24 protein-coding genes are annotated in these 23522 nt (G+C 70.9%); 4 read left to right on the plus strand and 20 right to left on the minus strand.

Going from position 1 to position 23522, the window contains the following annotated elements:
- Positions 1–5: 5 nt before the first annotated feature.
- Positions 6–2762, minus strand: coding sequence for a DEAD/DEAH box helicase (locus AMIS_RS26280; protein ID WP_014445452.1), 2757 nt, complete (start codon positions 2760–2762; stop codon positions 6–8).
- Between the two features lie 74 nt (positions 2763–2836).
- Between AMIS_RS26280 and AMIS_RS26285 the strand changes: the two genes are divergently transcribed.
- Complete coding sequence (locus AMIS_RS26285; RefSeq protein WP_014445453.1) at positions 2837–3574, plus strand: HAD family hydrolase; 738 nt, start codon at positions 2837–2839, stop codon at positions 3572–3574.
- A 20-nt stretch (positions 3575–3594) separates the two neighbouring features.
- Here AMIS_RS26285 and AMIS_RS26290 read toward each other — a convergent pair whose 3' ends face one another.
- The 7 genes from AMIS_RS26290 to AMIS_RS26320 form a co-directional block, all read right to left on the minus strand.
- Entirely contained in the window at positions 3595–3783 is a 189-nt protein-coding gene (locus AMIS_RS26290) for a hypothetical protein (RefSeq protein WP_014445454.1), read from the minus strand.
- Between the two features lie 41 nt (positions 3784–3824).
- Positions 3825–4724 carry a diacylglycerol/lipid kinase family protein gene (locus tag AMIS_RS26295; protein ID WP_014445455.1) on the minus strand — a complete coding sequence of 300 codons (900 nt, stop codon included), beginning with the start codon at positions 4722–4724 and terminating at the stop codon, positions 3825–3827.
- 153 nt (positions 4725–4877) lie between these two features.
- Positions 4878–5834 (minus strand): twin-arginine translocase subunit TatC, encoded by a 957-nt coding sequence (gene tatC, locus AMIS_RS26300; protein ID WP_014445456.1) that lies wholly within the window; start codon positions 5832–5834, stop codon positions 4878–4880.
- Between the two features lie 9 nt (positions 5835–5843).
- On the minus strand, positions 5844–6203 hold the full coding sequence (tatA, locus tag AMIS_RS26305; RefSeq protein WP_014445457.1) for a Sec-independent protein translocase subunit TatA: 360 nt from the start codon (positions 6201–6203) through the stop codon (positions 5844–5846).
- Positions 6204–6338: 135 nt separating this feature from the next.
- Positions 6339–6581, minus strand: coding sequence for a hypothetical protein (locus AMIS_RS26310; protein WP_051042568.1), 243 nt, complete (start codon positions 6579–6581; stop codon positions 6339–6341).
- A 15-nt stretch (positions 6582–6596) separates the two neighbouring features.
- Positions 6597–7583, minus strand: coding sequence for a helix-turn-helix transcriptional regulator (locus AMIS_RS26315; protein ID WP_014445459.1), 987 nt, complete (start codon positions 7581–7583; stop codon positions 6597–6599).
- Complete coding sequence (locus AMIS_RS26320) at positions 7580–8563, minus strand: helix-turn-helix transcriptional regulator (RefSeq protein ID WP_014445460.1); 984 nt, start codon at positions 8561–8563, stop codon at positions 7580–7582. The genes AMIS_RS26315 and AMIS_RS26320 overlap by 4 nt, the downstream gene beginning before the upstream one ends.
- Positions 8564–8622: 59 nt before the next feature.
- Between AMIS_RS26320 and AMIS_RS26325 the strand changes: the two genes are divergently transcribed.
- Both AMIS_RS26325 and AMIS_RS26330 read left to right on the plus strand, forming a co-directional pair.
- Positions 8623–9600 (plus strand): cation diffusion facilitator family transporter, encoded by a 978-nt coding sequence (locus AMIS_RS26325; RefSeq protein WP_014445461.1) that lies wholly within the window; start codon positions 8623–8625, stop codon positions 9598–9600.
- Between the two features lie 9 nt (positions 9601–9609).
- Positions 9610–10692 carry a DUF3866 family protein gene (locus AMIS_RS26330; protein ID WP_014445462.1) on the plus strand — a complete coding sequence of 361 codons (1083 nt, stop codon included), beginning with the start codon at positions 9610–9612 and terminating at the stop codon, positions 10690–10692.
- Positions 10693–10822: 130 nt separating this feature from the next.
- On the opposite strand, the gene AMIS_RS26335 is transcribed toward AMIS_RS26330, so the two are convergent.
- From AMIS_RS26335 to arc, 9 genes are all read right to left on the minus strand, one after another.
- On the minus strand, positions 10823–11470 hold the full coding sequence (locus AMIS_RS26335; RefSeq protein WP_014445463.1) for an O-methyltransferase: 648 nt from the start codon (positions 11468–11470) through the stop codon (positions 10823–10825).
- A 39-nt stretch (positions 11471–11509) separates the two neighbouring features.
- Positions 11510–11662: a hypothetical protein gene (locus AMIS_RS40845; protein ID WP_014445464.1), complete on the minus strand. Its 153-nt coding sequence runs from the start codon at positions 11660–11662 to the stop codon at positions 11510–11512.
- Positions 11663–11794: 132 nt separating this feature from the next.
- Entirely contained in the window at positions 11795–13153 is a 1359-nt protein-coding gene (gene pafA, locus AMIS_RS26340) for a Pup--protein ligase (protein WP_014445465.1), read from the minus strand.
- Positions 13154–13290: 137 nt separating this feature from the next.
- Positions 13291–14106, minus strand: a complete 816-nt coding sequence (prcA, locus tag AMIS_RS26345; RefSeq protein WP_014445466.1) for a proteasome subunit alpha — start codon at positions 14104–14106, stop codon at positions 13291–13293.
- 34 nt (positions 14107–14140) lie between these two features.
- Positions 14141–14980 (minus strand): proteasome subunit beta, encoded by an 840-nt coding sequence (gene prcB, locus AMIS_RS26350; RefSeq protein ID WP_014445467.1) that lies wholly within the window; start codon positions 14978–14980, stop codon positions 14141–14143.
- 197 nt (positions 14981–15177) lie between these two features.
- Positions 15178–15393 (minus strand): ubiquitin-like protein Pup, encoded by a 216-nt coding sequence (locus tag AMIS_RS26355; protein ID WP_014445468.1) that lies wholly within the window; start codon positions 15391–15393, stop codon positions 15178–15180.
- A gap of 80 nt (positions 15394–15473) precedes the next feature.
- Positions 15474–16991, minus strand: a complete 1518-nt coding sequence (gene dop / locus AMIS_RS26360) for a depupylase/deamidase Dop (RefSeq protein WP_014445469.1) — start codon at positions 16989–16991, stop codon at positions 15474–15476.
- A gap of 47 nt (positions 16992–17038) precedes the next feature.
- Positions 17039–18229: an acyltransferase family protein gene (locus tag AMIS_RS26365; RefSeq protein ID WP_014445470.1), complete on the minus strand. Its 1191-nt coding sequence runs from the start codon at positions 18227–18229 to the stop codon at positions 17039–17041.
- A 60-nt stretch (positions 18230–18289) separates the two neighbouring features.
- Positions 18290–20071 carry a proteasome ATPase gene (arc, locus tag AMIS_RS26370; protein ID WP_014445471.1) on the minus strand — a complete coding sequence of 594 codons (1782 nt, stop codon included), beginning with the start codon at positions 20069–20071 and terminating at the stop codon, positions 18290–18292.
- Between the two features lie 174 nt (positions 20072–20245).
- On the opposite strand from arc, the gene AMIS_RS26375 reads away from it, so the two are divergent.
- Positions 20246–20536, plus strand: coding sequence for a ferredoxin (locus AMIS_RS26375; RefSeq protein WP_014445472.1), 291 nt, complete (start codon positions 20246–20248; stop codon positions 20534–20536).
- Here the strand turns inward: AMIS_RS26375 and AMIS_RS26380 are convergent.
- From AMIS_RS26380 to AMIS_RS26390, 3 genes are all read right to left on the minus strand, one after another.
- Entirely contained in the window at positions 20533–21123 is a 591-nt protein-coding gene (locus tag AMIS_RS26380; protein WP_014445473.1) for a hypothetical protein, read from the minus strand. The two genes, AMIS_RS26375 and AMIS_RS26380, sit on opposite strands and share 4 nt — an antisense overlap.
- Positions 21124–21184: 61 nt before the next feature.
- Positions 21185–22138: a tRNA (adenine-N1)-methyltransferase gene (locus AMIS_RS26385; RefSeq protein WP_014445474.1), complete on the minus strand. Its 954-nt coding sequence runs from the start codon at positions 22136–22138 to the stop codon at positions 21185–21187.
- Between the two features lie 10 nt (positions 22139–22148).
- Positions 22149–23336, minus strand: a complete 1188-nt coding sequence (locus AMIS_RS26390; protein WP_014445475.1) for a site-2 protease family protein — start codon at positions 23334–23336, stop codon at positions 22149–22151.
- Between the last annotated feature and the right edge of the window lie 186 nt (positions 23337–23522).

Below are 23522 nucleotides of genomic sequence, written 5' to 3' on the forward strand. Positions count from 1 at the left end.
CACACTCACAGCCCGCGCTGCAGCGCCAGCACCCCCCGGTTCACCGCCGAGATCGCCTTGCGGGCGGTCTCCTTCACGCTGGGCGACGCCGAGCCCGCCTCCCTGATCTGGCCGAGCAGGTCGAGCACCTGCCGGGCCCAGCGCACGAAGTCACCGGCCGGCATGTCCGCGTCGTACTGATGGCCGCTCGCCAGGACCCGGGCCAGCGGCTCGCCGCGGGCCCACCGGTACATCGGCCAGACGAACCCCGGGTCGGGCTCGCGGGTCAGCGTCAGACCGTGCTCGGCCTCGTCGGCGGCGATCTCGCCCCACAGCTTGGCGCAGGCGTCCACCGCCGCGGTGATCGGGCCCTTCGGCACCGACGCCCGGTCCTCGCTCTCCCGGCGCGACTCGTAGAGCACCATGCTGACCGCCGCGGCCAGCTCGTCCGGCGCCAGGCCGTCCCAGACGCCCTGGCGCAGGCACTCGGCGACCAGCAGGTCGGCCTCCGACCAGATCCGCCCCAGCGTGCGCCCGGCGTCGGTCACCTCGCCGTCGGCGGAGAGGTAACCCCGGGTGGTGAGCACCGCGCAGACCTGGTCGAACGTCCGGGCCAGCGAACCGGTGCGCCCGGCCACCTTGTCGCGCAGCGCGTCGGTGTCGCGCAGCAGCCGGTGCCGGCGCTCGGCCCAGCGGGCGTGGTCCTCCCGCTCCGGGCAGGCATGGCAGGGGTGCTGCCGCATCCGCACCTTGAGCAGGGCGATCTCGGCGTCCTCGCCGGGCGACTGACGGCTGCGCCGCCGCCGGTCCGGATGCCGGTCCAGCCCGGTCCCGCTCACCTGCGCGGCCAGGTCGCGGCGCGCCGCCGGCGACCGGTGGTTGAAATTCTTCGGTACACGCACGCGCGCCAGCACGTCGACCGGGCCGCCGAAGTCGGCGGGGCTGACCCGCCCGGCCCACCGGTCCTGGGTGAGCACCAGGGGCCGCGGCTCGCCGAACCCGCCGGTCACCGGCTCCAGCACGACGGCCAGCCCGGCCCGCTTGCCGTTCGGCACCCGGATCACGTCGCCGATCCGCAGTTTCTCCAGCGCGGCGACCGCGGCCGAGCGGCGCTGCTGCACGCCCTGCCGGGACAGCGATTTCTCCCGGTCGGCGATCGCCACCCGGATCCCGAAATACTCCTCGAAGTCGCCGTGGTGGCAGGTGGCGTCCTCCGAGTAGGTCTGCATCGTCTCCTCGTTGCGCTGCACCTGCCGGGCCAGGCCGACCACCGACCGGTCCGCCTGGAACTGCGCGAACGAGGACTCCAGCAGCGCGCGGGACCGCTCGGCGCCGACCGTGCCGACCAGGTTGACCGCCATGTTGTAGGACGGCCGGAACGACGAGCGCAGCGGATAGGTGCGGGTGGACGCCAGGCCGGCGACGTGCCGGGGGTCGACATCCGGGCTCCAGAGCACCACCGCGTGCCCCTCGACGTCGATGCCGCGCCGCCCGGCCCGGCCGGTGAGCTGCGTGTACTCCCCCGGGGTCAGGTCGACGTGCGCCTCGCCGTTGAACTTGACCAGTCGCTCCAGCACGACACAGCGGGCCGGCATGTTGATGCCCAGCGCCAGGGTCTCGGTGGCGAAGACCGCCTTGACCAGGCCCCGGACGAAGCACTCCTCGACCGCCTCCTTGAAGGCGGGCAGCATGCCGGCGTGGTGCGCCGCGACGCCGCGCTCCAGACCGTCGAGCCACTCCCAGTAGCCCAGCACCGACAGGTCCTCGGCCGGGATGTTCGCCACCTTGGCCTGGGCGATCTCGCGGATCTGGGCCCGCTCGTCGGGGCCCGTGAGCCGCAGCCCGGCGGCGAGGCACTGCTGCACCGCCGCGTCACAGGCGGCCCGGCTGAAGATGAACAGGATCGCGGGCAGCAGGCCGGCCCGCTCCAGCCGCTCCACCACCTCGGCGCGCGGCGGCGGCTGCCAGCGCCGGGACCGCCCGCCCCGCCCGGACCAGCCGGAGCCGGCCCGGTCGGTCAGGTCGAGCCGGCGGTCCATCTCCCGCGTGTAGCGCAGCAGCTCGGGGTGGACGTCGTGTTTCTTCGCCGCGTCGGCGTCGTGGAACAGGTCGAACATCCGCCGGCCGACCAGCATGTGCTGCCAGAGCGGCACCGGCCGGTGCTCGCTGACCACCACCTCGGTCTTGCCGCGGACCGTGACCAGCCAGTCGGCGAACTCCTCGTAGTTGCTGACCGTCGCCGACAGCGACACCAGCGTCACCGAGGCCGGCAGGTGGATGATCACCTCTTCCCAGACCGCGCCGCGGAACCGGTCGGCGAGGTAGTGCACCTCGTCCATCACCACATAGGCCAGGTTGCGCAGCTGGTCGGAGCCGGAGTAGAGCATGTTGCGCAGCACCTCGGTGGTCATCACCACCACCGGGGCGTCGCCGTTGATCGCGTTGTCGCCGGTGAGCAGGCCGACCTTGTCAGCGCCGTACCGCGCGACGAGGTCGTTGTACTTCTGGTTGGAAAGGGCCTTGATCGGCGTGGTGTAGAAACACTTGCGCTCCCCCGAGCGCAACGCCAGGTGCACCGCGAACTCGCCGACGACGGTCTTGCCGGCGCCGGTCGGGGCGCAGACCAGCACGCCGTTGCCCCGCTCCAGCACCTCACAGGCCTCGCGCTGGAAATCGTCGAGGTCGAAGCCGACGTCGAGCATGAAGTCCTCGAGCGCGGGGAACTCGGCGACTCGCGCCGCCCGCCTCTGGGAAGCCGCGTACCTCTCGGCGGGACTAGTCATGAACACAAGGCTAGTCGCGGTGTATGACAAAACGCAGCACGGTGGTGGCGTCGGAAGCGTCAGGGGGCATCGGTATGGTGCTCCACGTGCCGGATGCCAACCACCCTCCCCATACCGCACGGCCGGTGGAGGCCGTCCTCTTCGACTTCCACGGCACGCTGGCCCAGGTGGAGGATCCGCTGACCTGGGTGATCGCGGCGGCCGCGGCCTGTGGCCGGGAGCTGGACCGGGGGAAGGCGACGATCCTCGCCGATCGGCTGCTGACGGCGGGCCGGGCCGGTGGGCCGCTGCCGCACCGGGTGCCGCCGCAGCTGGCCGAGCACTGGGCCGACCGGGATCTCTACGCGCACAGTCACCGCGCCGCCTACACCGGCCTGGCCGCGACCGTGCACACCGACGTGGAGGGGCTCGCGGACGCGCTCTACGACCGGCTGCTCACACCGGACGGCTGGCTGCCCTACCCGGACACCGAGCCGACCCTGCGCAAGCTGCACGACGCCGGGATCAAGACCGCGGTGGTGAGCAACGTCGGCTTCGACATCCGCCCGCACTTCGCGGCCTGGGGGCTGGACTCACTGGTGGACGCGTTCGTGCTGAGCCTCGAGGTGGGCCGCACCAAACCGGACCCGGCGATCTTCCTGCGCGCGTGCGGGATGCTCGGCGTGGACCCGGAGCGCACCCTGATGGTCGGCGACACCCCGGCCGACGCGGGCGCGGTCAACGCCGGCTGCTCGGTGCTGGTCCTGCCGGCCGCCGAGGCCGGTCGGGCCAACGGCCTGACCGCGACCCTCTCCCTGACCGGCTGCGCCTAGCGCTTCCCGTTTCCCCGGGGTCAGGCGTAACTGTCGAGCAGGGTGCCGCGACGGCCCTTCTTCGCGGCGGTCTCGGCCGGGGCCGGCGCGGGCTCGGCGGGAGCGGTCGCCGCCTCGGCCACCGCCTTGAACATCTGCTTGGCATTGCCGAAGATCATGGAGCCGAACATGGCGGACATCGAGCTCTTGGTGCCGATCGTGTTCGTCATGCCAGACACTTCGGCCCGCCCTCGGAAATCTGACCCCCGGCTCACCGCAGCAACCGGATCGCACCCGGAACGCACGTCACGTCGAGCGGCAGCGCCGCGAGCCGCTCCCCGTCCGCGTACCCGATGATCCCCTCCGCCTCGATCCGCACCTCGCGGGCCCGCAGCACGGTGACCCGCGGATCGCTGACGTGGGTGCCGAGCCGCAGCCGCGGTTTGAGACGGGTCAGATGCGCCCGCCCCAGCCGCGACGCGAAGATCACGTCGAGCATCCCGTCGGTGGGGTCGGCGTCCGGCAGGATCCGCATGCCACCGCCGTAACTGGCGCAGTTGCCGACCGCGACGATCTCCGCGGTGAGCCGGTGTTCCACCCCGTCCAGGCGCAGGACGTAATCGCGGGCCCGCAGCCGGGCCAGTTCCAGGACGATCGCCAGGTCGTAGCGCCGGGGACCGCGCGGCCGCCGCATCCGGTTCGCGCGTTCGTTGACGAGCGCGTCGAATCCGGCGGCGAGCACCGCGCAGAACCATCGCCGGTCACCCCGCGCGGTCCGGGCCAGGGCCAGATCGACGCGGTGGGCACGCTGATCGCGCAGCGCCAGCCCGATCGCCTCCGCGGCCCGCAGAGCCTGCGAGGGTACGCCCACCGCACTCGCGAAATCGTTACCCGTCCCGGCCGGCACCACCCCGAAGCCGGCCTCGGTGCCCGCCACCGCCTGCAGTGCCCGGTGCACGGTCCCGTCCCCGCCGACGGCAACCACCGCGGCTGCCCCCTCGGCGACCGCCGCGTGACAGACCGCTTCCGCCTCCGCGCCGCTGTGCGCCTCCAGGATCCGCACCGGCCGCCCGCCGACGCCGAGCGCGTCCACCACCCCCGGAAGCAGACCGCGGTGCCGGCCCCGCCCCGCGAAGGGGTTGGCCAGCACCGCGACAAAATCGCCCGTCATGGCGGAGGAGGCTATACCCCACTCCCGCGATCGCCGCCGGTGAGGGGGCACGTGGTTTCTCGACGCCCGCGGGGTTTGCGGGTGGCGGGAATCCACCTGCCCCCTCACCGGCGAACCAGGTGATCGCCTGCGGAGCGAAGCGGAGCCAGACGGCTACGTCATGTCGTCGAAACGACGCTCCAGCGGCGCGGGCTTCTCGACGGGCGCCGGAGACTCGATCGACGTGGGGGACTCGATCGGATCGGAGGCACCGACCGGCACCCGCTCCTCCGGCAGCTCCGAGATCGCGTCGTCGTCCAGGCCCTCGTAGAGCTCCTTGCCACGGCCCTTGCGCTTGTCGTTCAGGAACGCCACACCGACCGCGATGAAGTACAGCAGGGTGATGCACGCCGCGAGCAGCGTCATCCCGAACGGCCCCGGGTCGGGGGTGGCGATCGCGGCGAACGCGAACGACAGGAACACCACCGCGCGCCACCAGCTGAGCAGCCTGCGGGCCGAGACCACGCCGGTGAAGTTCAGCATGAGCAGCAGCAGCGGGAACTCGAACGCCCCGCCGAACAGCAGCAGCATGTTCATCACGAAGCCGACGTACGACGTGACCTCGAGCTTCGTCGGCTCGCCGATCACACCGGCTTCCATGATGAACGCCAGGCTGTGGCCGATCACGAAGTAGGCCAGGGTCGCGCCGGCGAGGAACAGCGGCGTGGCGAGGGCGACGAAGACGTACGCCCACTTGCGCTCGTGGCGGTGCAGGCCGGGCGCGACGAACGCCCACAGCTGGTACAGCCAGACCGGCGCACCGATGATCAGGCCGACCCACAGCGCGATCTTCAGTCGCAGCATCAGCTGGTCGGTCACGGCGAGCGTGATGAACTCACAGCTGCCGGTCGAGTCGACCGACGTCGGCAGATTGCAGTAGGGCGCCTTCAGGATCCCGAAGACCCACTGCGAGATGACGAAGCCGATGATCAGGCCGACGACCACGCCGATCGACGCGACGAACAGCCGGTTACGCAGCTCCCGGACATGCTCGATGAGGGTCATCGAGCCGTCGGAGGCCTGCTCGAACTTGCTCGGCTTCTTGGGCCCCCGGCGCAGGCTCAGTGCCATCGGATCGGATCAGCGGTCGTTGGTGCGCTGCACCGGGTCGACGAAGGGCTGAGCCGGTGGCTGCTGCTGGTAGCCAGGCTGCGGCTGCTGGTAGCCCTGCGGCGGCGGCGCCTGCTGGTAACCGGGCTGCTGATAGGGCTGCTGCTGATAGGGCTGCTGCACCTCGCCCTGCAGCGGGCTGCGGCTGTGCTGCGGCTCCGCCTTCTCCGCGACGTTGTTGTCGTCATCGACGAGGCCCTTGGTCTCGGCCTTGATGATCCGCAGCGAGCGCCCGAGGGAACGCGCCGCGTCCGGCAGCCGTTTCGCGCCGAACAGCAGCACGAGCACGACGACGAGAACGATGATGTGCCATGGCTTGAGGGCGCCCATGGAATGACTCCAGTCGGTCGGATCAGGTTGCGGGGTCCATCGTACGTGTGGATTCCTGGGATATCGCTTTCCGGATGCCCTGGGATTCTCAAGATCTTGCTAAGTCTCGGACAACGGGGGCGGAACACCCCGGGATCATCGACCGAGATTAGCCTTGATCTGGGTGACCGCGTCCTGGGCCCGCTCGGCCTTCTGCTGCACCACGAGCACGGTCCGCTGCAGCTCCTCGCCGGCCACCTGCAGCCGCATCGCCTCCTCCTGACGGCGCTGCAGCTTCACGGCCGCCCGCCGAAGATCCGGCAACCGGCCCAGAAGGCGCGTAGCGGCGAAAATCAGGACGATCAGCGCGATCGCCCCGACGGCGATCCAGACCCACATCAGCACCCGGCCACCCTACCGGCCGGCCGGTTCGCCGGCGTCGAGCGCGTGCGGCGCGGCGTACTGTTCCAGGGCCGCGGTGGCCTGCGCGTGGATCCGGTCGATCAGCTCGGGCGGCCCGAGCACGGTGACGTCGCGGCCCAGCCCGGCGAGCAGCCGCTGCGCCCAGCCCAGATCGGTGACCCGCATGGTGACCAGCCACTCCGCGCCGTCGCGCTGCACCTGCTCGACCGGGTAGTACTCGGTGATCCACCGGCTGCCCCGGCCGACCCGCAGGGTGACCAGCGGCAGCTCGGGCCCGGGCCGGAAGACGCCGTCGCTGACGTCGTGCGGCACCGCGCCGACCGGCGGCACGGACGGCTCCGGCAGCTCGGTGAACGCGTCGATCCGGTCCACCCGGAACATCCGGGTGCCCTCGGCCCGGCGGCACCACGCCTCCAGGTACGCGAACCCGCCCACCATCAGCATCCGCATCGGGTCGACGACCCGTTCGGTGGTCTCGTCCCGGGCGGCCGTGTAATAGGTGAGCCGCAGCGCGTGCCCGGAGTCGACGGCGGCCCGCACCGCCTCCAGCTTCTTCTGGTTCGCCGGCAGCTTGACCGTGACCGGCGCGTCGGCCAGGTCGCCGGCCGCGCTCTCGATCTTGGCAAGGGCCCGCTCGATCGCGTCCCGGGTGCCGATCCCGGGCGTCTCGGCGAGCATCCGCAGCGCCACCACCAGCGCGAGAGCCTCGTCCTGGTTGAGGCGCAGCGGCTTGTCGATGCCGGCGTCGTGGCTGATCGTCACCCGGTCGCCGTCGAACGCCATGTCGATCAGGTCGCCCGGGCCGTACCCGGGCAGGCCGCACACCCAGAGCAGCTCCAGGTCCTCGCGCAACTGCTTCGCCGTGACGCCCAGGTCCGCCGCCGCCTCGGCGATCAGGATCCCCGGCCGGGCCAGCAGGTACGGCACCAGGTTGAGCAGCCGGCCGAGCCGGTCCGCCGAGGTCCGTGGCCCGGTCACAGCGCCACCTGCTCGTGCCGGGCGGCCAGCTCCTTCAGGTTCTGGATCACCGCGCTGCGCAGCTCGGGCGGGCCCTCGGCCCGCACGTCCGGCCCGTACCCGGCGATCCTGGCGGCCAGCCACTCGACATCCCCGTACGCGATGGTCAGCCGGTCGCCCTCGGGCAGGCTGACCGAGGCGGAGGCCATCCGGCGCAGCCCCGCCGCCCGCCCCGTCCGCACCGTCACCACGGCCCGGCCGTCCCGCGCGACCGGCCCGGACGAGCGTGCCACGTGGCTGATCAGGTCGGCGTCGGCGGGCGGCGTGAACGCGTCCGGCTTGCCGGTGCCCTTCACCTCGCCGGTGATCCGGGACAGCCGGAAACAGCGGGTGGCGTCCCGGTCCCGGTCGTGGCCGACCACGTACCACCGGCCGCGCCAGCAGACCACGCCCCACGGCTCGAGGCGGCGGGTGCTCGGCTCGTCGACCTCGGGCACCCGGTACTTGAAGCTCACCGCGCGGCGCTGCCGTGCCGCCACGGTCAGCGGCCCGAACGCCGGGTCGACCGTCACCACCGGCTCCATGCCGAGGGTGGCCTGCGGGTCCACCTCGACACCGGCGGCCCGCAGCTTGGCCAGGCCGCTGCTCGCCGCGGCGGCGAGCCCGGCGTGCTGCCAGAGCCGCGCCGCGATGCCCACCGCGGCCGCCTCGTCGGGTTCCAGATGGATGTCGGGCAGCGCGTACTCCCGCTGGGCGACGCGGTAACCCGGCTCCTGGTCGAAGATGCTCGCCGTGCCGGTCTCCAGCGGGACGCCCAGCTCGCGCAGCTCCGCCTTGTCCCGCTCGAACTTGCGCTGGAACGCCTCGTGGTCACGCGGATCGGACGGGTCGTGCTCGTAACCGGGCACGGTCGCGGCGATCTGCGCGGCGGTCAGGAACCGGCGCGTCGACAGGAGACAGATCACCAGGTTTACCAGGCGCTCGGTGCGAGTGCGCGACACGAGAGGCAACGCTAGCAGCCTCGTCACACGGACGGTTATCCGCGCGGGGCCGGGGGAAGATGGCGTCCGTGACAGAACCCCAGGAATCCGAGAGCGTCGGCACCGTCGTGGTGGCGGGCGCCGCCAACCTGGCGATCGCCGCCGCGAAACTGGTGGCCGGCGTCACCTCCGGCTCCGCCGCGATGCTCTCCGAGGCCGCGCACTCCTTCGCCGACACGGTGACCGAGGTGTTCCTCTTCGTGGCGTTGCGGCGCGGCGCCAAACCCGCCGACGAGGAACACCCGTTCGGGTACGGCAAGGAGAGCTGGGTCTGGGCGTTCATCGCGGCGCTGTTCACGTTCGTGGCCGGCGCCGGGTTCTCCATCTACCACGGCATCGAGACCATCGTCGAGGGCGAGGAGTCCGGCCCGTTCCTCGCGTCGTACATCGTCCTGGCCGTCTCGTTCGCGGCCGAGGGCGTGTCGTTCCTGAAGGCCCGCCGGCAGATCCGCACCGAGTCCAGCCGCTGGAACGTGACGACCCGCCGGTTCCTGCGCCTCACCCCGGACACCACGGTCAAGGCGGTCTACTTCGAGGACTCCGCCGCGCTGATCGGCCTGGTCCTGGCCGCCGCCGGGCTCGGGCTGACCGAGCTGACCGGCAACAGTGTCTGGGACGGCGTCTCGTCGATCGTGATCGGCCTGCTCCTGCTCGTGGTCGCCACCGTCCTCGCCAGCAGCAACGTGTCCCTGCTGGTCGGGCGCTCCGTCCCCCGCCGGGTGCACACCGCGATCGCCGCCGAGATCGCCGCGCTGCCGGTCGTGACCGCCGTGCCCACCCTCTTCACCATGCAGCTCGGCCCGGACGGCATCCTGGTCGCCGCCAAGGTCGACTTCGCCGACGACGCGCCCGGCGGCGAGATCGAAAGGGCCTCCGACGAGGCCGAGCGGCGCTTGCGCGCCAGATTCCCCGAGATCCGGTACGTCTTCCTCGACCCGACCCGTGGCGAGCCCGGCCGCAACCACCTCGATGGCGGACTCGACGCCCGGCCCTTGTAGGGTCCCGGCATGGTGCGGTGGCGGTCCGGGACGGTTCGGTCGGTGCGGGGCGGCTGGCGGGGCGCGTGCGAGCTGGACGTCGAGACGCCGGACGGCCCGCTGCGCGCCCTCGCCTACCCGCATCTGGTCGGCACACCGGAACCCGGAGACCGGGTGCTGCTCAACGTCGGCGCCCTGGTCATGGGCCTCGGCACCGGGGGGTACGCCCTGGTCGTCGCCCTGCCCGACCGGCTGCCCGCCGACCCGCCCGCCGACGGCGCCACCCGCGACAGCGGTCACCTGGTCAAGGCGCGGTACACCCCGCTGCAGGCGATCCTGCTCGGCGTCGACGAGGAGGCCTCACCGCACCGCGACGTGATGGCCGCCGCCACCTCGCTCGACGGCATGCCGGTGGTCACCGCCGACCTGCACTCGGCGCTGCCCGCGATCCTGGCCGGCATCCACGCCGACCGGCCGGAGGCCACCGTCGCCTACGTGATGACCGACGGCGGCGCCCTGCCGGCCTGGTTCTCCCGCACCCTGGACGACCTGCGCGGTCACCTGGCCGGGACCGTCACCACCGGCCAGTCGTTCGGCGGTGACCTGGAGGCCAGCACCGTGCACACCGGCCTGCTCGCGGCCCGGCACGTGCTCGGCGCTGACGTCGCGATCGTCGCCCAGGGCCCCGGCAACCTCGGCACCGGCACCACCTGGGGGTTCTCCGGGGTGGCGCTCGGCGAGGCGATCAACGCGATCGCGGTGCTGGGCGGCCGGCCGATCGGCTCGCTGCGGATCTCCGACGCCGACGGGCGTGACAGGCATCGGGGCATCTCCCATCACAGTCTCACCGCGTACGGGAAGGTCGCTCTGGCCCGCGCCGACCTGGTCGTGCCCCGCGGCCTGGACCCCCGCCTGGCCGCGGAGGTGGAGGGCGCGCTGGCCCCCCTCGGCGCCCGGCACAGCCTGGTCAGCGTCGCCAGCGAGGGCCTGGACGCGGCGCTGCGGGCGTCGCCGGTCGGGCTCTCCACGATGGGCCGCAAGCTGGACCAGGACCACAGCTACTTCCTGGCAGCGGCCGCCGCCGGCCGCCACGCCGCCACCCTGCTCCCCTGACCGCCCACCCCGCTGCTCATTCCGGCGGGCGGCGAGCGGCGGGCGGCGGTCAGGCGCGGCGATCAGGCGCGGCGATCAGGCGCGGCGATCAGGCGCGGCGATCAGGCGCGACGATCAGGCGCGACGGCGATCAAGCGCGACGGCGGACCAGCGTCACGCCGTCACGGACCGGCAGCATCACCGACTCCACCCGCTCGTCACCCACGATCCGGTCGTTGAGGCCGGCCACCGCCGCCGACGACGCATCCCGGGGATCGAGGACCTGCCCGTGCCGCAGCACGTTGTCGACCACCAGCAGTCCGCCCGGTCGTAGCCGGGGCACGATCTCCTCGTAGTACGCCGGGTACCCGGTCTTGTCCGCGTCCAGGAACACGAAGTCGATCACCGGGTCGGCCGGCAGCGCGCGGACCGTCTCGATCGCCGGGCCGAGCCGCAGCTCGATGCGGTCGGCGAGGCCGGCCTTCGCCCAGTAGGTGCGGGCGATCGACGTCCACTCCTCGGAGACGTCGCAGGCGATCAACCGCCCGCCGGGACGCAGGCCGCGGGCGATGCAGATCGACGAGTACCCGGTGAACGTGCCGATCTCGACCGCCATCAAGACCCCGGTCAGCCGGGTCAGCATCGTCAGCAGGGCGCCCTCGTCCGCGGAGATCTGCATCCCGGCGTCGGGCGGATATCTCGTGGAAGTCTCCGCCGCCAGCCCCCGCAGCAGGTCGTCCGCGGGGGTGGCGTGCGCCCGCACGTAATCGGCGACGGCCGGATCAACGATGTCTGCCATACCCCGACCCCACACGATCGAGGCCGCGCCGACAAGCCCTCAGGAGGTGATGATCAGGTACAGCCAGCCGGCCAGCAGCAGCCCCAGGATCGTGGCGTAGAGCCACGTCGGGATCTTGTGATTGCCGGCCCGATCCTTCTGGATCTGGCGGTAGATCCGCTCACGGCGGCGCTCGATCCGGTTCCAGCGCACCTCATGCTCGGTACGCTCCGGGGGCTCAGGGGGAGAAGGCTGGTCAGGCATAACCCGACCAGCCTAGCTGAGCCGTCTGGCTCCGCTTCGCTCCGCTGGCGCTCGCCTGGTACCCGGTGAGCGCCGCCACTCTCACATGCTCGCGATCAGGCGCTCCACCCGCTCGTCGTAGGCGCGGAACGGGTCCTTGCAGAGCACCGTCCGCTGCGCCTGGTCGTTCAGCTTCAGATGCACCCAGTCGACCGTGAAGTCGCGGCGCTTCTCCTGCGCGTGCTTGATGAACTCGCCGCGCAACCGGGCCCGCGTGGTCTGCGGCGGCGTCTCCTTGGCCTCGTAGATCTGCAGGTCGTTGGCGATCCGGTCGACCTGCTTGCGCTTCTCCATGAGCGCGTAGAGGCCCCGGCCGCGACGGACGTCGTGGTACGCCAGGTCGAGCTGCGCGATCCGCGGATGCGACATCGGGATCTCGTGCTTGGCCTGGTAGCGCTCGATCAGCTTGTACTTCGAGACCCAGTCGATCTCGCGGGCCACCGGGTCGAGGTCACCGCTCTCGATCGCGTTGAGGACCCGCCCCCACAGCTCCACGACCCGCTTGGCGACCGGGTCGCCGCCGCGCCGCTCGACGAACTCGGTGGCCTTCGCCAGGTACTCCTGCTGGATCTCCAGGGCGGAGACCTCTTTGTTGTTCGCCAGACGGATCTTGCGGCGGCCGGTGACGTCGTGGCTGACCTCGCGGATCGCCCGGATCGGGTTCTCCAGGGTCAGGTCCCGCATCACCACGCCCGCCTCGATCATGCGAAGGACGATGTCCGCGCTGCCGACCTTCAGCAGCGTGGTGACCTCGTTCATGTTCGAGTCGCCGACGATCACGTGCAGGCGGCGGTAGCGCTCGGCGTCCGCGTGCGGCTCGTCACGGGTGTTGATGATCGGGCGGCTGCGCGTCGTCGCGCTGGAGACGCCCTCCCAGATGTGCTCGGCGCGCTGCGACAGGCAGAACACCGCGCCGCGCGGCGTCTGCAGCACCTTGCCGGCCCCGCAGATCAGCTGGCGGGTGACCAGGAACGGGATCAGGACGTCGGCGAGACGGCCGAACTCGCCGTGCCGGCTGACGAGATAGTTCTCGTGGCAGCCGTAGGAGTTGCCGGCCGAGTCGGTGTTGTTCTTGAAGAGGTAGATCTCCCCCGCGATGCCCTCGTCGTGCAGACGCTTCTCCGCGTCGACGAGCAGGCCTTCCAGGATCCGCTCGCCGGCCCGGTCGTGGGCGACCAGATCGGTGACGGAGTCGCATTCGGGGGTCGCGTACTCAGGGTGGGAACCGACATCGAGGTAAAGGCGTGCGCCGTTGCGAAGGAACACGTTGCTGCTGCGTCCCCAGGAGACCACTCGGCGGAACAGGTAGCGGGCCACCTCGTCCGGAGACAGCCGCCGCTGCCCCCGATAGGTGCACGTGACTCCGTACTCGGTCTCGAGGCCGAAAATTCGCCGTTCCATGACAGAACACTAGCCGCAAGAAACGGTTCAGCGGCAGTCACAACTCGCTCTTTCCCGCACACACCCCGTTCATGGGTACGCGTAAGGGCACGTCCCATCCCCACCGGACGGAAGGTGCCCTCAAACGCCTGAACCGCTCAGGACTTCTCGTCAGGAGTCTCCTCAGTGTCCGACGACGCCGCCGAGATCGTCGGCTTCGCCTCGCCCGGCGCGGGCGGCGCCGCGTCCACGTCGCCGAGCTCCGCCTCCGGCACCGACTCGTGACCGAGCAGCGTGGTCAGCGCCGTCCCGGTGAGCCGCCGGAACGCCCGGCCCTGCCGGCGCCGGTCCAGCACCGCCACCTCGAGCTGCTTGGCCGTAAGGGTGCGGGTCTGCCCGTTCTCCCCGCCGACGCTGCCCAGCGCCTCCGCGGCGAGCGCCAGCGCGGTCTGCAGGTCCGCGGCGGTGTCGTGCCGCTCGCGCAGCACGTTCGAGATCGCCTCGGCCTGGCCGCCCATCGCCATGAAGCCGGGCTCGTCCATGACCGAGCCGTCGTAGGTCACCCGGTACAGCTCGTCGGCCTCGGGCGTGGCGCCGACCTGGGCGACGCAGAGCTCCACCTCGTACGGCTTCTGCGTCTCCGAGAAGATCGCGCCGAGCGTCTGGGTGTACGCGTTCGCGAGCGCCCGCCCGGTCACGTCCCGCCGGTCGTAGCTGAGACCGAGCATGTCGGCCATCCGGACACCGGCCCGGCGCAGGCTCTCGAACTCGTTGTACCGCCCCACCGCCGCGAACGCGATCTTGTCGTAGATCTCGCTGATCTTGCGCAGGGTGGTGATGTTCTCGGCGACCAGCAGGATGCCGCCCTCGTAGGTGAGCACCACGGCCGACCGGCCGCGGGCGATGCCCTTACGGGCGTACTCCGAGCGGTCCCGCTGGACCTGCTCGGGCGAAGCGTAGAACTGCATGGCCACGGGTGGCTTCTCCTATCTGGTGAAAGAGAGCGGATCAGCCGCCCGGGTTCTCCATACGTCCCTGGACGACCCGCTCGGCCACCGTGGTGATCTCCTCGTCGCTGAGCCGCTGCGTGCCGTTCGCGGTCGCCGTCATGACCACCGGGTAGATCTTGCGGGTCACGTCCGGCCCGCCGGTCGCGGTGTCGTCGTCGGCCGCGTCGTAGAGCGCCTCGACCGCCAGCGTGATCGCGTCCGCGGTGCTCACACCCGCCCGGTACCGCTTCTTCAGCGCCGACTTCGCGAACAGCGAACCCGAGCCGATCGCCTCGTAGCCGGTCTCCTCGTAGAGACCGCCGGCCACGTCGAAGCTGAAGATCCGGCCGGCCCGCGCCGGGTCGGCCGGCGACAGGTCGAACCCGGCGAACAGCGGCACGACCGCGAGGCCCTGCATCGCCGCGCCCAGGTTGCCGCGGACCATCGCGGCCAGGCGGTTCGCCTTACCGTCGAGGGAGAGCATCGCTCCCTCGATCTTCTCGTAGTGCTCCAGCTCCACCTGGAACAGCCGGATCAGCTCGATGCCGATGCCGGCCGTACCCGCGATGCCGATCAGCGAGTACGAGTCCGCCGGGTGGACCTTCCTGATGTCGCGGCTCGCGATCAGGTTCCCCATGGTCGCGCGCCGGTCACCTGCCATCACCACACCGTCGGCCGTCGCGATCGCGACGATCGTGGTGCCGTGCGGCGCGACGTCGCCGGAGAGCCCGGGCGGAAGCGGCCGCCGCCCCGGCAGCATCTCCGGAGCGGCCTGACTCAGGAACTGCGTGAAGGAGGACGTCCCCGTGTTGGTGAAGAAATCCGGTAGACGCCCGGATGGATCAAAGCCCGTCGCCACGTGGTTCCTTTCAGATACGTGATCGCATCGGCGCGAGAATGGCCGCCGTTGCAGTTGAAGCACACTATCGCGCTCACCGACCAGGAGCGATGAACATCATCGACGTGTTGTGAGTAGCCCGCGCCACAGGAATGGCGCGCCGGACGCCGCGACGGCCGTGAGCCATCGCCGACGCCCGGCATAAACGGACAATTAACTCACTGGCCGCCTTTTTGGACGTATCCGCGGACAAACTCTTCCGCGTTCTCCTCGAGAACGCTGTCGATTTCGTCCAGCAGGTCGTCGACGTCCTCGGTGATCTCCGCGTGCCGCTCGGCTACCTCAGGATTGGCCTCGACGGTGACGTCCTCGACTTCTTCGCCGCTGCGCCCGCGCTCGGACTGCGACTGACCACCTGTGTCTCGGGTTGCCATGGATGTCCCCCTTCTCAGCCGCCCGAAGTCCTGCAACATCGGGTTGGAAAAAACCTACCTCGCGCCTGTGACAAAACACATCACCGGCTGGTGATCACCTCGAGCAGGTCCTTGGCGCTCTCGCACGTGTCGAAGAGCGCGCCGACATGCTTCTTGGTGCCACGCTCGGGTTCCATCATCGGCACCCGCACCAGAGACTCCCGCCCGACATCGAAGATCACCGAGTCCCAGCTGGCGGCGACCACTTCGGAGGCGTACTGCGCGAGGCAGCGGCCGCGGAAGTAGGCCCGGGTGTCGTCCGGCGGCTCGTACATGGCGCGCTGGGTCTCGTCCGCCTCGAGCAGGGTCTTCATCGACCCGCGGGCGACGAGGCGGTGGTAGAGGCCCTTCTCCGGGCGCACGTCGGCGTACTGCAGGTCGACGAGCTGGAGTTTCGGCGAGTTCCAGCCGAGGTTCTCGCGTTCCCGGTAACCCTCGAGCAGGCGCAGTTTGGCGACCCAGTCGAGGCTGTCGGACAGCTCGAACGGGTCGCGGCCCAGGCCGTCGAGCACCGATTCCCACCGGTCGAGCACGTCGGCGGTCTGCTCGTCGGCGTCGGTGCCGTACCGCTCGTCGACGAACGCTCGGGCCCGCTCGTAGTACGCCCACTGCAGGTCGAGCGCGGTGAGCCGGCGGCCGTCGCGCAGCCGCATCAGATGCTTCAGCGAGGGGTCGTGCGAGACGGCCTTGAGCTCGCTGACCGGGTCGGCGATGCCGAGCTCCCCGGTGAACACCTTCTCCTCGATCATGTTGAGGACCAGCGAGGTGGTGCCCATCTTCAGGTACGACGCGATCTCGGAGAGGTTCGCGTCGCCGATGATGACGTGCAGCCGGCGGTACTTGTCGGCATCGGCGTGCGGCTCGTCCCGGGTGTTGATGATCGGCCGCTTGAGTGTCGTCTCCAGACCGACCTCGACCTCGAAGAAGTCGGCACGGGAGGAGATCTGGAAGCCGGCGCCGCTGCCGTCCTGCCCGATGCCGACCCGGCCCACGCCGGTGAAGATCTGCCGGGTGACGAAGAACGGCGTGAGGTGCGCGACGATGTCGGCGAACGGGGTCTGCCGGCGCATCAGGTAGTTCTCGTGGGACCCGTACGAGGCGCCCTTGTTGTCGGTGTTGTTCTTGTAGAGCTGGATGCGGTGGGTGCCGGGGATGGTGGCGGCGCGGCGCGAGGCCTCGGCCATGACCCGTTCGCCGGCCTTGTCCCACTTGACGACGTCGAGCGGGTTGGTGCACTCGGGTGTCGAGTACTCCGGGTGCGCGTGGTCGACGTAGAGCCGGGCGCCGTTGGTCAGTATCACGTTGGCCAGGCCGAGGTCCTCGTCCGCGAGGGCCTCGGCGGGGTCGTAGGCGGCGCCGGAGTAGGTGAAGCCGCGCGCGTCGCGCAGCGGCGACTCCTCCTCGTAGTCCCAGCGGGCCCGGCCGCCGCGGTTGAGCTCGGGCCGGGCGCCGTAGGCGTTGACCACCTGCGAGGAGGTCACCATCGGGTTGGCTCCGGGCTGTCCGGGCACCGAAATGCCGTATTCGACCTCGGTTCCCATAATCCGTCGAACGCTCATGCGACCACCCTGTCCGCCACGAAGCCAAGCGTGCTCATTCATTGAGCCTAGACGCTCTGGCGGCGCTTCCCGAAGCGGGGAGTGCGCGGCGTTTCACCTTCCGTGGCGTCAAAGATCACCGCGAGCCGCTGACCGGGTCGCTCGATCAGGCGATGACCGGCGTGCGCGGCGAGCAGAGTTCCGGCCACGAAACCGAAAACGATCAGCGGCCGGTTGTCGGTGAGCCGGACCAGCACGCCGAGAACCAGCAGGTGCAGCAGGTAGAGCGAGTAGCTGACGGTGCCGAGCCAGGTCAGGATGCCGGGCACCGCACGCCGGCGGAGGGCGAAAGCGATCCCGAAAGTTCCGGCCACCGCGACCGCGCACGGCGCGCCGAACTGCGCCGTCACTCCGGCGAGAACCGCGGCAAGTCCGCCGATCGTGGCGATTAGCCCGGTTTGCCGCTGTTGCGCGCGGTAGATCACGGTCCCCGCGAACATCACCGCCAGCATGGTCAGCGCCTGCGCCGAGGACGCGCTCGTCACCCACGTCGTGGCATGGCCGTTCGCGAGCGGCAGCGCGAGCAGGCCGAGTGCCGCGACACCGGCGACGCGGGCCGTCACACCCCCCGTCCGGTACGCCCCGAGCACTCCCGCGACCACCAGCAGCACCCCGCCCGCCGTCACCGCCCGGGCCGCGCCGCTGCCGCCGAACAGGTCGTCCGGCAGCCTCGTCCCGCCGGCCAGGGCGACGCCCGTGAGCCCGGCCGCCCAGCATGCGCTGAACCGGTGCAGCCGCCACGCGAACAGCCCGGCGACCAGCAGGTAGAACAGCATCTCGTAACTGAGGGTCCAGAACGGCCGGACGAGCCCTCGTACCCCCAGAAGGTCTTGCAGCATGGTGGCGTGCGCCAGCACGCTCGCCGAGGTCTCGGTCCGCAGCTGGCCCGGCAGGCGATGGAGCCCGGCGGCCGCCAGGCCGGCGGCGAGGACGACGGTGACCAGGTACGCCGGGTAGATCCGGCACAGCCGCCCGGCCCAGAACCGGCGCAGCGAGCCGTGCCGTTCCAGGGACATCGGGATGACGTATCCGCTGACCAGGAAGAACAGCAGAACAGCGTATTTGCCGAGGTCGAAGGCGCGGTAGATCTGCAGGTGCAGGCCGGCGCCGAGGACGACCGGGCTGAGGTGGAAGAGGGCGACCACGACGGCCGCGTAGCCGCGGAGCGCGTCGAGCCACGCGAGTCGGGGTGCTGTCACACGGGTTGAACGACAGCCGGGCCGGAGGGTTGCCCCCTCCGGCCCGGCTCACATCGCGTTCTACAGGTACTGACCGGTGTTGGACGCCGTCTCGATGGAACGGCCGGCCTCCGCGCCCTTGCCGCCGGAGACGAGCGTGCGGATGTAGACGATCCGCTCGCCCTTCTTGCCGGAGATCCGGGCCCAGTCGTCGGGGTTCGTCGTGTTCGGCAGGTCCTCGTTCTCCCGGAACTCGTCGACGCAGCTGTCGAGCAGGTGCTGCAGCCGCAGACCCTTCTTGCCGGAGGTGAGGAACTCCTTGATCGCCATCTTCTTGCCGCGGTCCACGATGTTCTGGATCATCGCGCCGGAGTTGAAGTCCTTGAAGTACAGGACCTCCTTGTCACCGTTGGCGTAGGTGACCTCGAGGAAGCGGTTCTCCTCGGTCTCCGTGTACATCCGGAGCACGACCGCCTCGATCATCGCGGCGACCGTGGCGTCCCGGTTGCCACCGTGCTCGGTCAGGTCGTCCGAGCTGAGCGGCAGGTCGGAGAGGATGTACTTGGCGAAGATGTCCTTCGCGGCCTCGGCGTCCGGACGCTCGATCTTGATCTTCACGTCGAGACGGCCGGGGCGCAGGATCGCCGGGTCGATCATGTCTTCCCGGTTCGACGCGCCGATGACGATCACGTTCTCCAGGCCCTCGACGCCGTCGATCTCGCTGAGCAGCTGGGGAACGATGGTGTTCTCCACGTCGGAGGAGACACCGGAGCCACGGGTACGGAAGATCGAGTCCATCTCGTCGAAGAACACGATCACCGGCGTGCCCTCGCCGGCCTTCTCCCGGGCCCGCTGGAAGACCAGGCGGATGTGCCGCTCGGTCTCACCCACGTACTTGTTCAGCAGTTCCGGACCCTTGATGTTGAGGAAGTAGCTGGTGTGCTTCTCCTCGCCGCGCCGCTCGGCGATCTTCTTCGCCAGCGAGTTGGCGACCGCCTTGGCGATCAGGGTCTTGCCGCAGCCGGGCGGGCCGTAGAGCAGGATGCCCTTCGGCGGGCGCAGCTGGTGCTCCCGGAACAGGTCGGCATGCAGGAACGGCAGCTCCACGGCGTCGCGGATCTGCTCGATCTGCGCGTGCAGGCCACCGATGTCGGTGTAGTCGACGTCGGGGACCTCCTCGAGGACGAGCTCCTCGACCTCGCTCTTCGGGATCCGCTCGTACGCGTACGCCGAACGGGGCTCGATCATGAGCGAGTCACCGGCGCGCAGCTTGCTGATCTCGAGCGAGTCGGCGAGGAAGACGATCCGCTCCTCGTCGGCGTGCGAGACCACCAGCGCCCGGTCGGCGAGGCCGCCGGCCGGATTGTCGAGGACCTCCTTGAGCAGGACGACCTCACCGGTGCGCTCGTAGCCGAACGCGTCGACCACGTTGAGCGCGTCGTTGAGCAGGACTTCCTGGCCCCGCTTCAGTTCCTCGGTCTCCAGGGACGGTGAGACCGCCACCCGGAGCTTGCGGCCTCCGGTGAACACGTCCACCGTGCCGTCGGAGTGTGCCGCCAGGAAAACGCCGTAACCGCTGGGCGGCTGGGCGAGCCGGTCAATCTCTTCCTTGAGAGTGACGATCTGGGTCCGGGCTTCCTTGAGGGTCGCCACGAGCCGCTCGTTGTTCTCGGTCACTCGGGCCAGCTGCGCCTGCGTTGCCGCGAGCCGTTCCTCGAGCTGCCGGACGTGTCGGGGGCTTTCCGTCAACTTCCGCCTGACCAGGGCGAGTTCCTCTTGCAGGAACGCAACCTGGCTGGAGAGATCGTTGGCTTCCTTCTCCCATCGTGCGGCGCGGGAGTCCGCTTCGTCGCTACGTGCCACGTCCCACCTCCCCGGGGGGCTCGAACGTCTTGGGATAACACTAGCCGTTGCGAACCGATTTTCGACCCATGCAACACCCTCGTCACCGACTCTTGATCGATTGATCAACCCGCGGCCGATGGGTGTATCGGATCTTCGGGTACGGTCGGAGCGGGCACGTTGCGGGAGGTATGGGTGTCGGCGGAGACTGCGGATGACCTGCGGGTCTGGATCGATCAGGACTTGTGCACGGGTGACGGGCTCTGCGCGCAGTACGCGCCGGAGGTCTTCGAGCTCGACATCGACGGACTCGCCTACGTGAAGAACGACACGGGTGATCTTTTGCAGGAACCGGGCGTGCGGGCGGACGTGCCGGCCCGGTTGCTGCTAGAGGTGATCGACTCCGCGAAGGAGTGCCCCGGCGACTGCATCCACGTGGTGCGCCGGGCCGACGGCGTCGCCGTGGCCGGCCCGGACGCCGCCTAGAGAGTGGGCCGGCCCACCAGAGACGCCACGACCCGGGAGAACTCCTCCAGGCGGGCGATCTGGCCGGCGCCGCCGTCGTCGATGGTCTTGCCGAAGCGCAGCGCGTCGTGCCGCAGCGGCGCCCGGCCCTCGTCCTCGCCGACGCCGGGCGGCGGCACCGCGTCGTCCACCGAGCTGAGCAGCAGGTAGACGTCGATGCTGTCGACCCGGGCCTGACCGTTCGGCGTGCGGGTGAGCCGCCGCCGGCAGCCCACCTCGGTGACCGTGGAGAGCGGCACCACCCGCAGCGACGACGTCATCGACCCGGCCGGCCCGTCGCCGGGCGCCACGTCCTCGCCGTGCCAGAGCACCAGGCGGCTGCCGTCGCAGACCACCACCTCCTGCCACACCCCGTTCACCTCGTTGACGAAGCGTTCCAGGGTGAAGCAGAGCACCGACGCGCCGCGCAGCACGCCGAACAGCGCCTCCAGGGCCACGTCGGGGTCGCGCAGGTAGGCCCGGGCCGCCGAGTCCAGGTCGGGGTAGGGCGACCAGTCGGGGAAGACCGCCGGCATCTCGTTGCTGCCCCCGAACGGCGGTGAGCTCATGGTGCCCCTTCCCGGCGGTTGTCGGATCCGTTCGGAAACCTACCCGAGGTGACGACGCCGGTCACTCCCCGGTGGGGTCCTCCGGGGCGGCTCCGGCCTGCTGCGCGTGCAGCGCCGCCTGGGTGGCCTTGCGCAGCGCGTACGCCTCGGCGCCCTTGCTCGGCTTGCGGCGCCGCGGCGGCGCGATCACGCCGGGCGCGAGCTTACGGGCGGAGACCAGGAACGCGGTGTGCGCGATCATCCGGTGGTCCGGGCGGACCGCGAGGCCGTCGGCGTGCCAGTCACGCACCAGCGACTCCCAGGCCCGCGGCTCGGTCCAGCCGCCCCGCTCGCGCAGCGCCTCGACGAGCTCGGAGAGCTGGGGGGTGGTCGCCACGTACCCGATGAAGACGCCGCCCGGCACGAGCGACTTCTCGACCATGTCGAGCGCCTCCCACGGGGTCAGCATGTCCAGCACGATCCGGTCGAAACCGGTGATGTCGTTGCCCGCCACGTCACCGTTGTGCAGATGCCACGCCGGGTGCGGGCCGCCGAAGAACGCCTCCACGTTCTTGCGGGCGACCGCGGCGAAGTCGTCGCGCAGCTCGTAGCTGTGCACCTCGCCGGTGCTGCCCACGGCCCGCAGCAGCGAGCAGGTGAGCGCGCCCGAGCCGGCGCCCGCCTCCAGCACCTTCGCGCCGGGGAAGACGTCGCCCATCGCGACGATCTGCGCCGCGTCCTTCGGATAGATCACCTGCGCGCCGCGCGGCATGGAGAGCACGTAGTCGCTGAGCAGCGGCCGCAGCGCCAGGTACGCGGTGTTGCCCGCCGAGGTGACGACGCTGCCGTCCGGCAGCCCGATCAGGGCGTCGTGCGCCAGCGCGCCGCGGTGGGTGTGGAACTCCTTGCCGGGCTCCAGCACGATGGTGTGCATCCGCCCCTTGGGGTCGGTGAGCTGCACGCGGTCACCCACCCGGAACGGTCCGCGGTGCGCGGGCACCTGCTCGTCGGCGGCGGTGGTCGGGGTTGTCGTCACAGATCTACTCTCAGCTGTCTTTTCTCGGGGCCGGGTTGGCTCGTCTGGGGCTCGGTACCGTCCGGCGCGGCTCCAGGACCGCGGCGACGTCGGCGACCCGCAGGACGCCGACGACATCCTCCCCTGCCGTCACCAGGTACTGCGCACCCGGGTGAGCCTGCAGGGCGCGGACCACCTGCTCGCCGGTGAGCCCGAGCGGCAGGGTGGTCAGCGCGTCACGGGACCGCGCGACGCTCTCCACGCTCACCCACGGCCGCCGGTCGACCGGGATCCGCTCGGCGGCGACCGGGTCGACCACGGCGGTGAGGCTACCCGCCGCGTCGGCGACGGCCAGCACCACGTCCGGCCGCGGATCCTCGGCACGGCGGCGCTGCGCCTCACCGAGCGGCGTCCCGGCCGGCACCGCGAGCACCGGCCGGGCCAGGGCGCCCAGGTCGATCAGCGGGAACCGGCCGGTCATCCGCCCCAGCCGGATCGACTGGCCGGCGCCCTGCCACAGGGTCAGCACCACCAGCAGCACGAAGACCAGCCCGAACACGGTGAGGAACCCGAACCGGTAGAGCCCGAACACCACCACCACGGTCAGCAGCGCGAGGATCCGGCCCGCCCAGCCGGCCACCACCGTCGCCCGGTTCCGGTCCTTCAGCAGCGCCCACACCCCGGCCCGCAGCGCCCGCCCGCCGTCCAGCGGCAGCCCCGGCAACACGTTGAAGACCGCGACGAGCACGTTGCTGACCGCCAGCTGGAACGCGATCTGCCCGGGCACGGTGTCCGCCGGCAGCAGCAGCGCCGCCACCGTGGCGATCCCTCCGAGCAGCAGCGACACCAGCGGCCCGGCGAGCGAGACCAGCGCGTCCACCCGCGGCGTCGGCGCGTCCCGCTCCATCTCGGTCCAGCCGCTGAGCAGCTCGAGGGTGATCCGCCGCACGCCGATCCCGTGCCGGCGGGCGGTCACCGCGTGCCCCAGCTCGTGCAGCAGCACCGAGCCGAGCAGACACACCACGAAACCCAGCCCCACCAGGTACGACCATGGCGCGCCCAGTCCGAGCTCGGACTGCGCGTAGTTCCCGTAGACCACGGTGACCAGGACGGCGAGCAGCAGCATCGACGCGTTGGCGTGCACCGGGATGCCGAGCACGTGCCCGACCGGCCGGCCGGCCGGCGGCGGATTACGGGTCGCGCGTCCCTGGTCCTCCACGCGACTGATGCTACGGACACGCCGCCGCCGGACCCACCCCGGCGTTTTCGTCATACCCCTGGCCTAGCCTCTTGGACATGACGGCGCACCCCCCCACGACGGCACCGGCGGGTCCGATCCCGCCCCAGCCCGGCGACCCCCTCCCGCCGGCCGGCCCGGCGCTCACCACGAGCGGCGCTTCCGGCG

Source organism: Actinoplanes missouriensis 431, from assembly GCF_000284295.1.
GTDB classification, from domain to species: domain Bacteria; phylum Actinomycetota; class Actinomycetes; order Mycobacteriales; family Micromonosporaceae; genus Actinoplanes; species Actinoplanes missouriensis.

What these genes read in the sequence shown, in the direction of transcription:
- AMIS_RS26280 (WP_014445452.1), bottom strand. Translation starts at nt 2,762, where the DNA reads ATGACTAGTCCCGCCGAGAGGTACGCGGCTTCCCAGAGGCGGGCGGCG.
- AMIS_RS26285 (WP_014445453.1), top strand. Translation starts at nt 2,837, where the DNA reads ATGGTGCTCCACGTGCCGGATGCCAACCACCCTCCCCATACCGCACGG.
- AMIS_RS26290 (WP_014445454.1), bottom strand. Translation starts at nt 3,783, where the DNA reads ATGACGAACACGATCGGCACCAAGAGCTCGATGTCCGCCATGTTCGGC.
- AMIS_RS26295 (WP_014445455.1), bottom strand. Translation starts at nt 4,724, where the DNA reads ATGACGGGCGATTTTGTCGCGGTGCTGGCCAACCCCTTCGCGGGGCGG.
- tatC (WP_014445456.1), bottom strand. Translation starts at nt 5,834, where the DNA reads ATGGCACTGAGCCTGCGCCGGGGGCCCAAGAAGCCGAGCAAGTTCGAG.
- tatA (WP_014445457.1), bottom strand. Translation starts at nt 6,203, where the DNA reads ATGGGCGCCCTCAAGCCATGGCACATCATCGTTCTCGTCGTCGTGCTC.
- AMIS_RS26310 (WP_051042568.1), bottom strand. Translation starts at nt 6,581, where the DNA reads ATGTGGGTCTGGATCGCCGTCGGGGCGATCGCGCTGATCGTCCTGATT.
- AMIS_RS26325 (WP_014445461.1), top strand. Translation starts at nt 8,623, where the DNA reads ATGGCGTCCGTGACAGAACCCCAGGAATCCGAGAGCGTCGGCACCGTC.
- AMIS_RS26330 (WP_014445462.1), top strand. Translation starts at nt 9,610, where the DNA reads ATGGTGCGGTGGCGGTCCGGGACGGTTCGGTCGGTGCGGGGCGGCTGG.
- AMIS_RS26335 (WP_014445463.1), bottom strand. Translation starts at nt 11,470, where the DNA reads ATGGCAGACATCGTTGATCCGGCCGTCGCCGATTACGTGCGGGCGCAC.
- pafA (WP_014445465.1), bottom strand. Translation starts at nt 13,153, where the DNA reads ATGGAACGGCGAATTTTCGGCCTCGAGACCGAGTACGGAGTCACGTGC.
- AMIS_RS26355 (WP_014445468.1), bottom strand. Translation starts at nt 15,393, where the DNA reads ATGGCAACCCGAGACACAGGTGGTCAGTCGCAGTCCGAGCGCGGGCGC.
- dop (WP_014445469.1), bottom strand. Translation starts at nt 16,991, where the DNA reads ATGAGCGTTCGACGGATTATGGGAACCGAGGTCGAATACGGCATTTCG.
- AMIS_RS26380 (WP_014445473.1), bottom strand. Translation starts at nt 21,123, where the DNA reads ATGAGCTCACCGCCGTTCGGGGGCAGCAACGAGATGCCGGCGGTCTTC.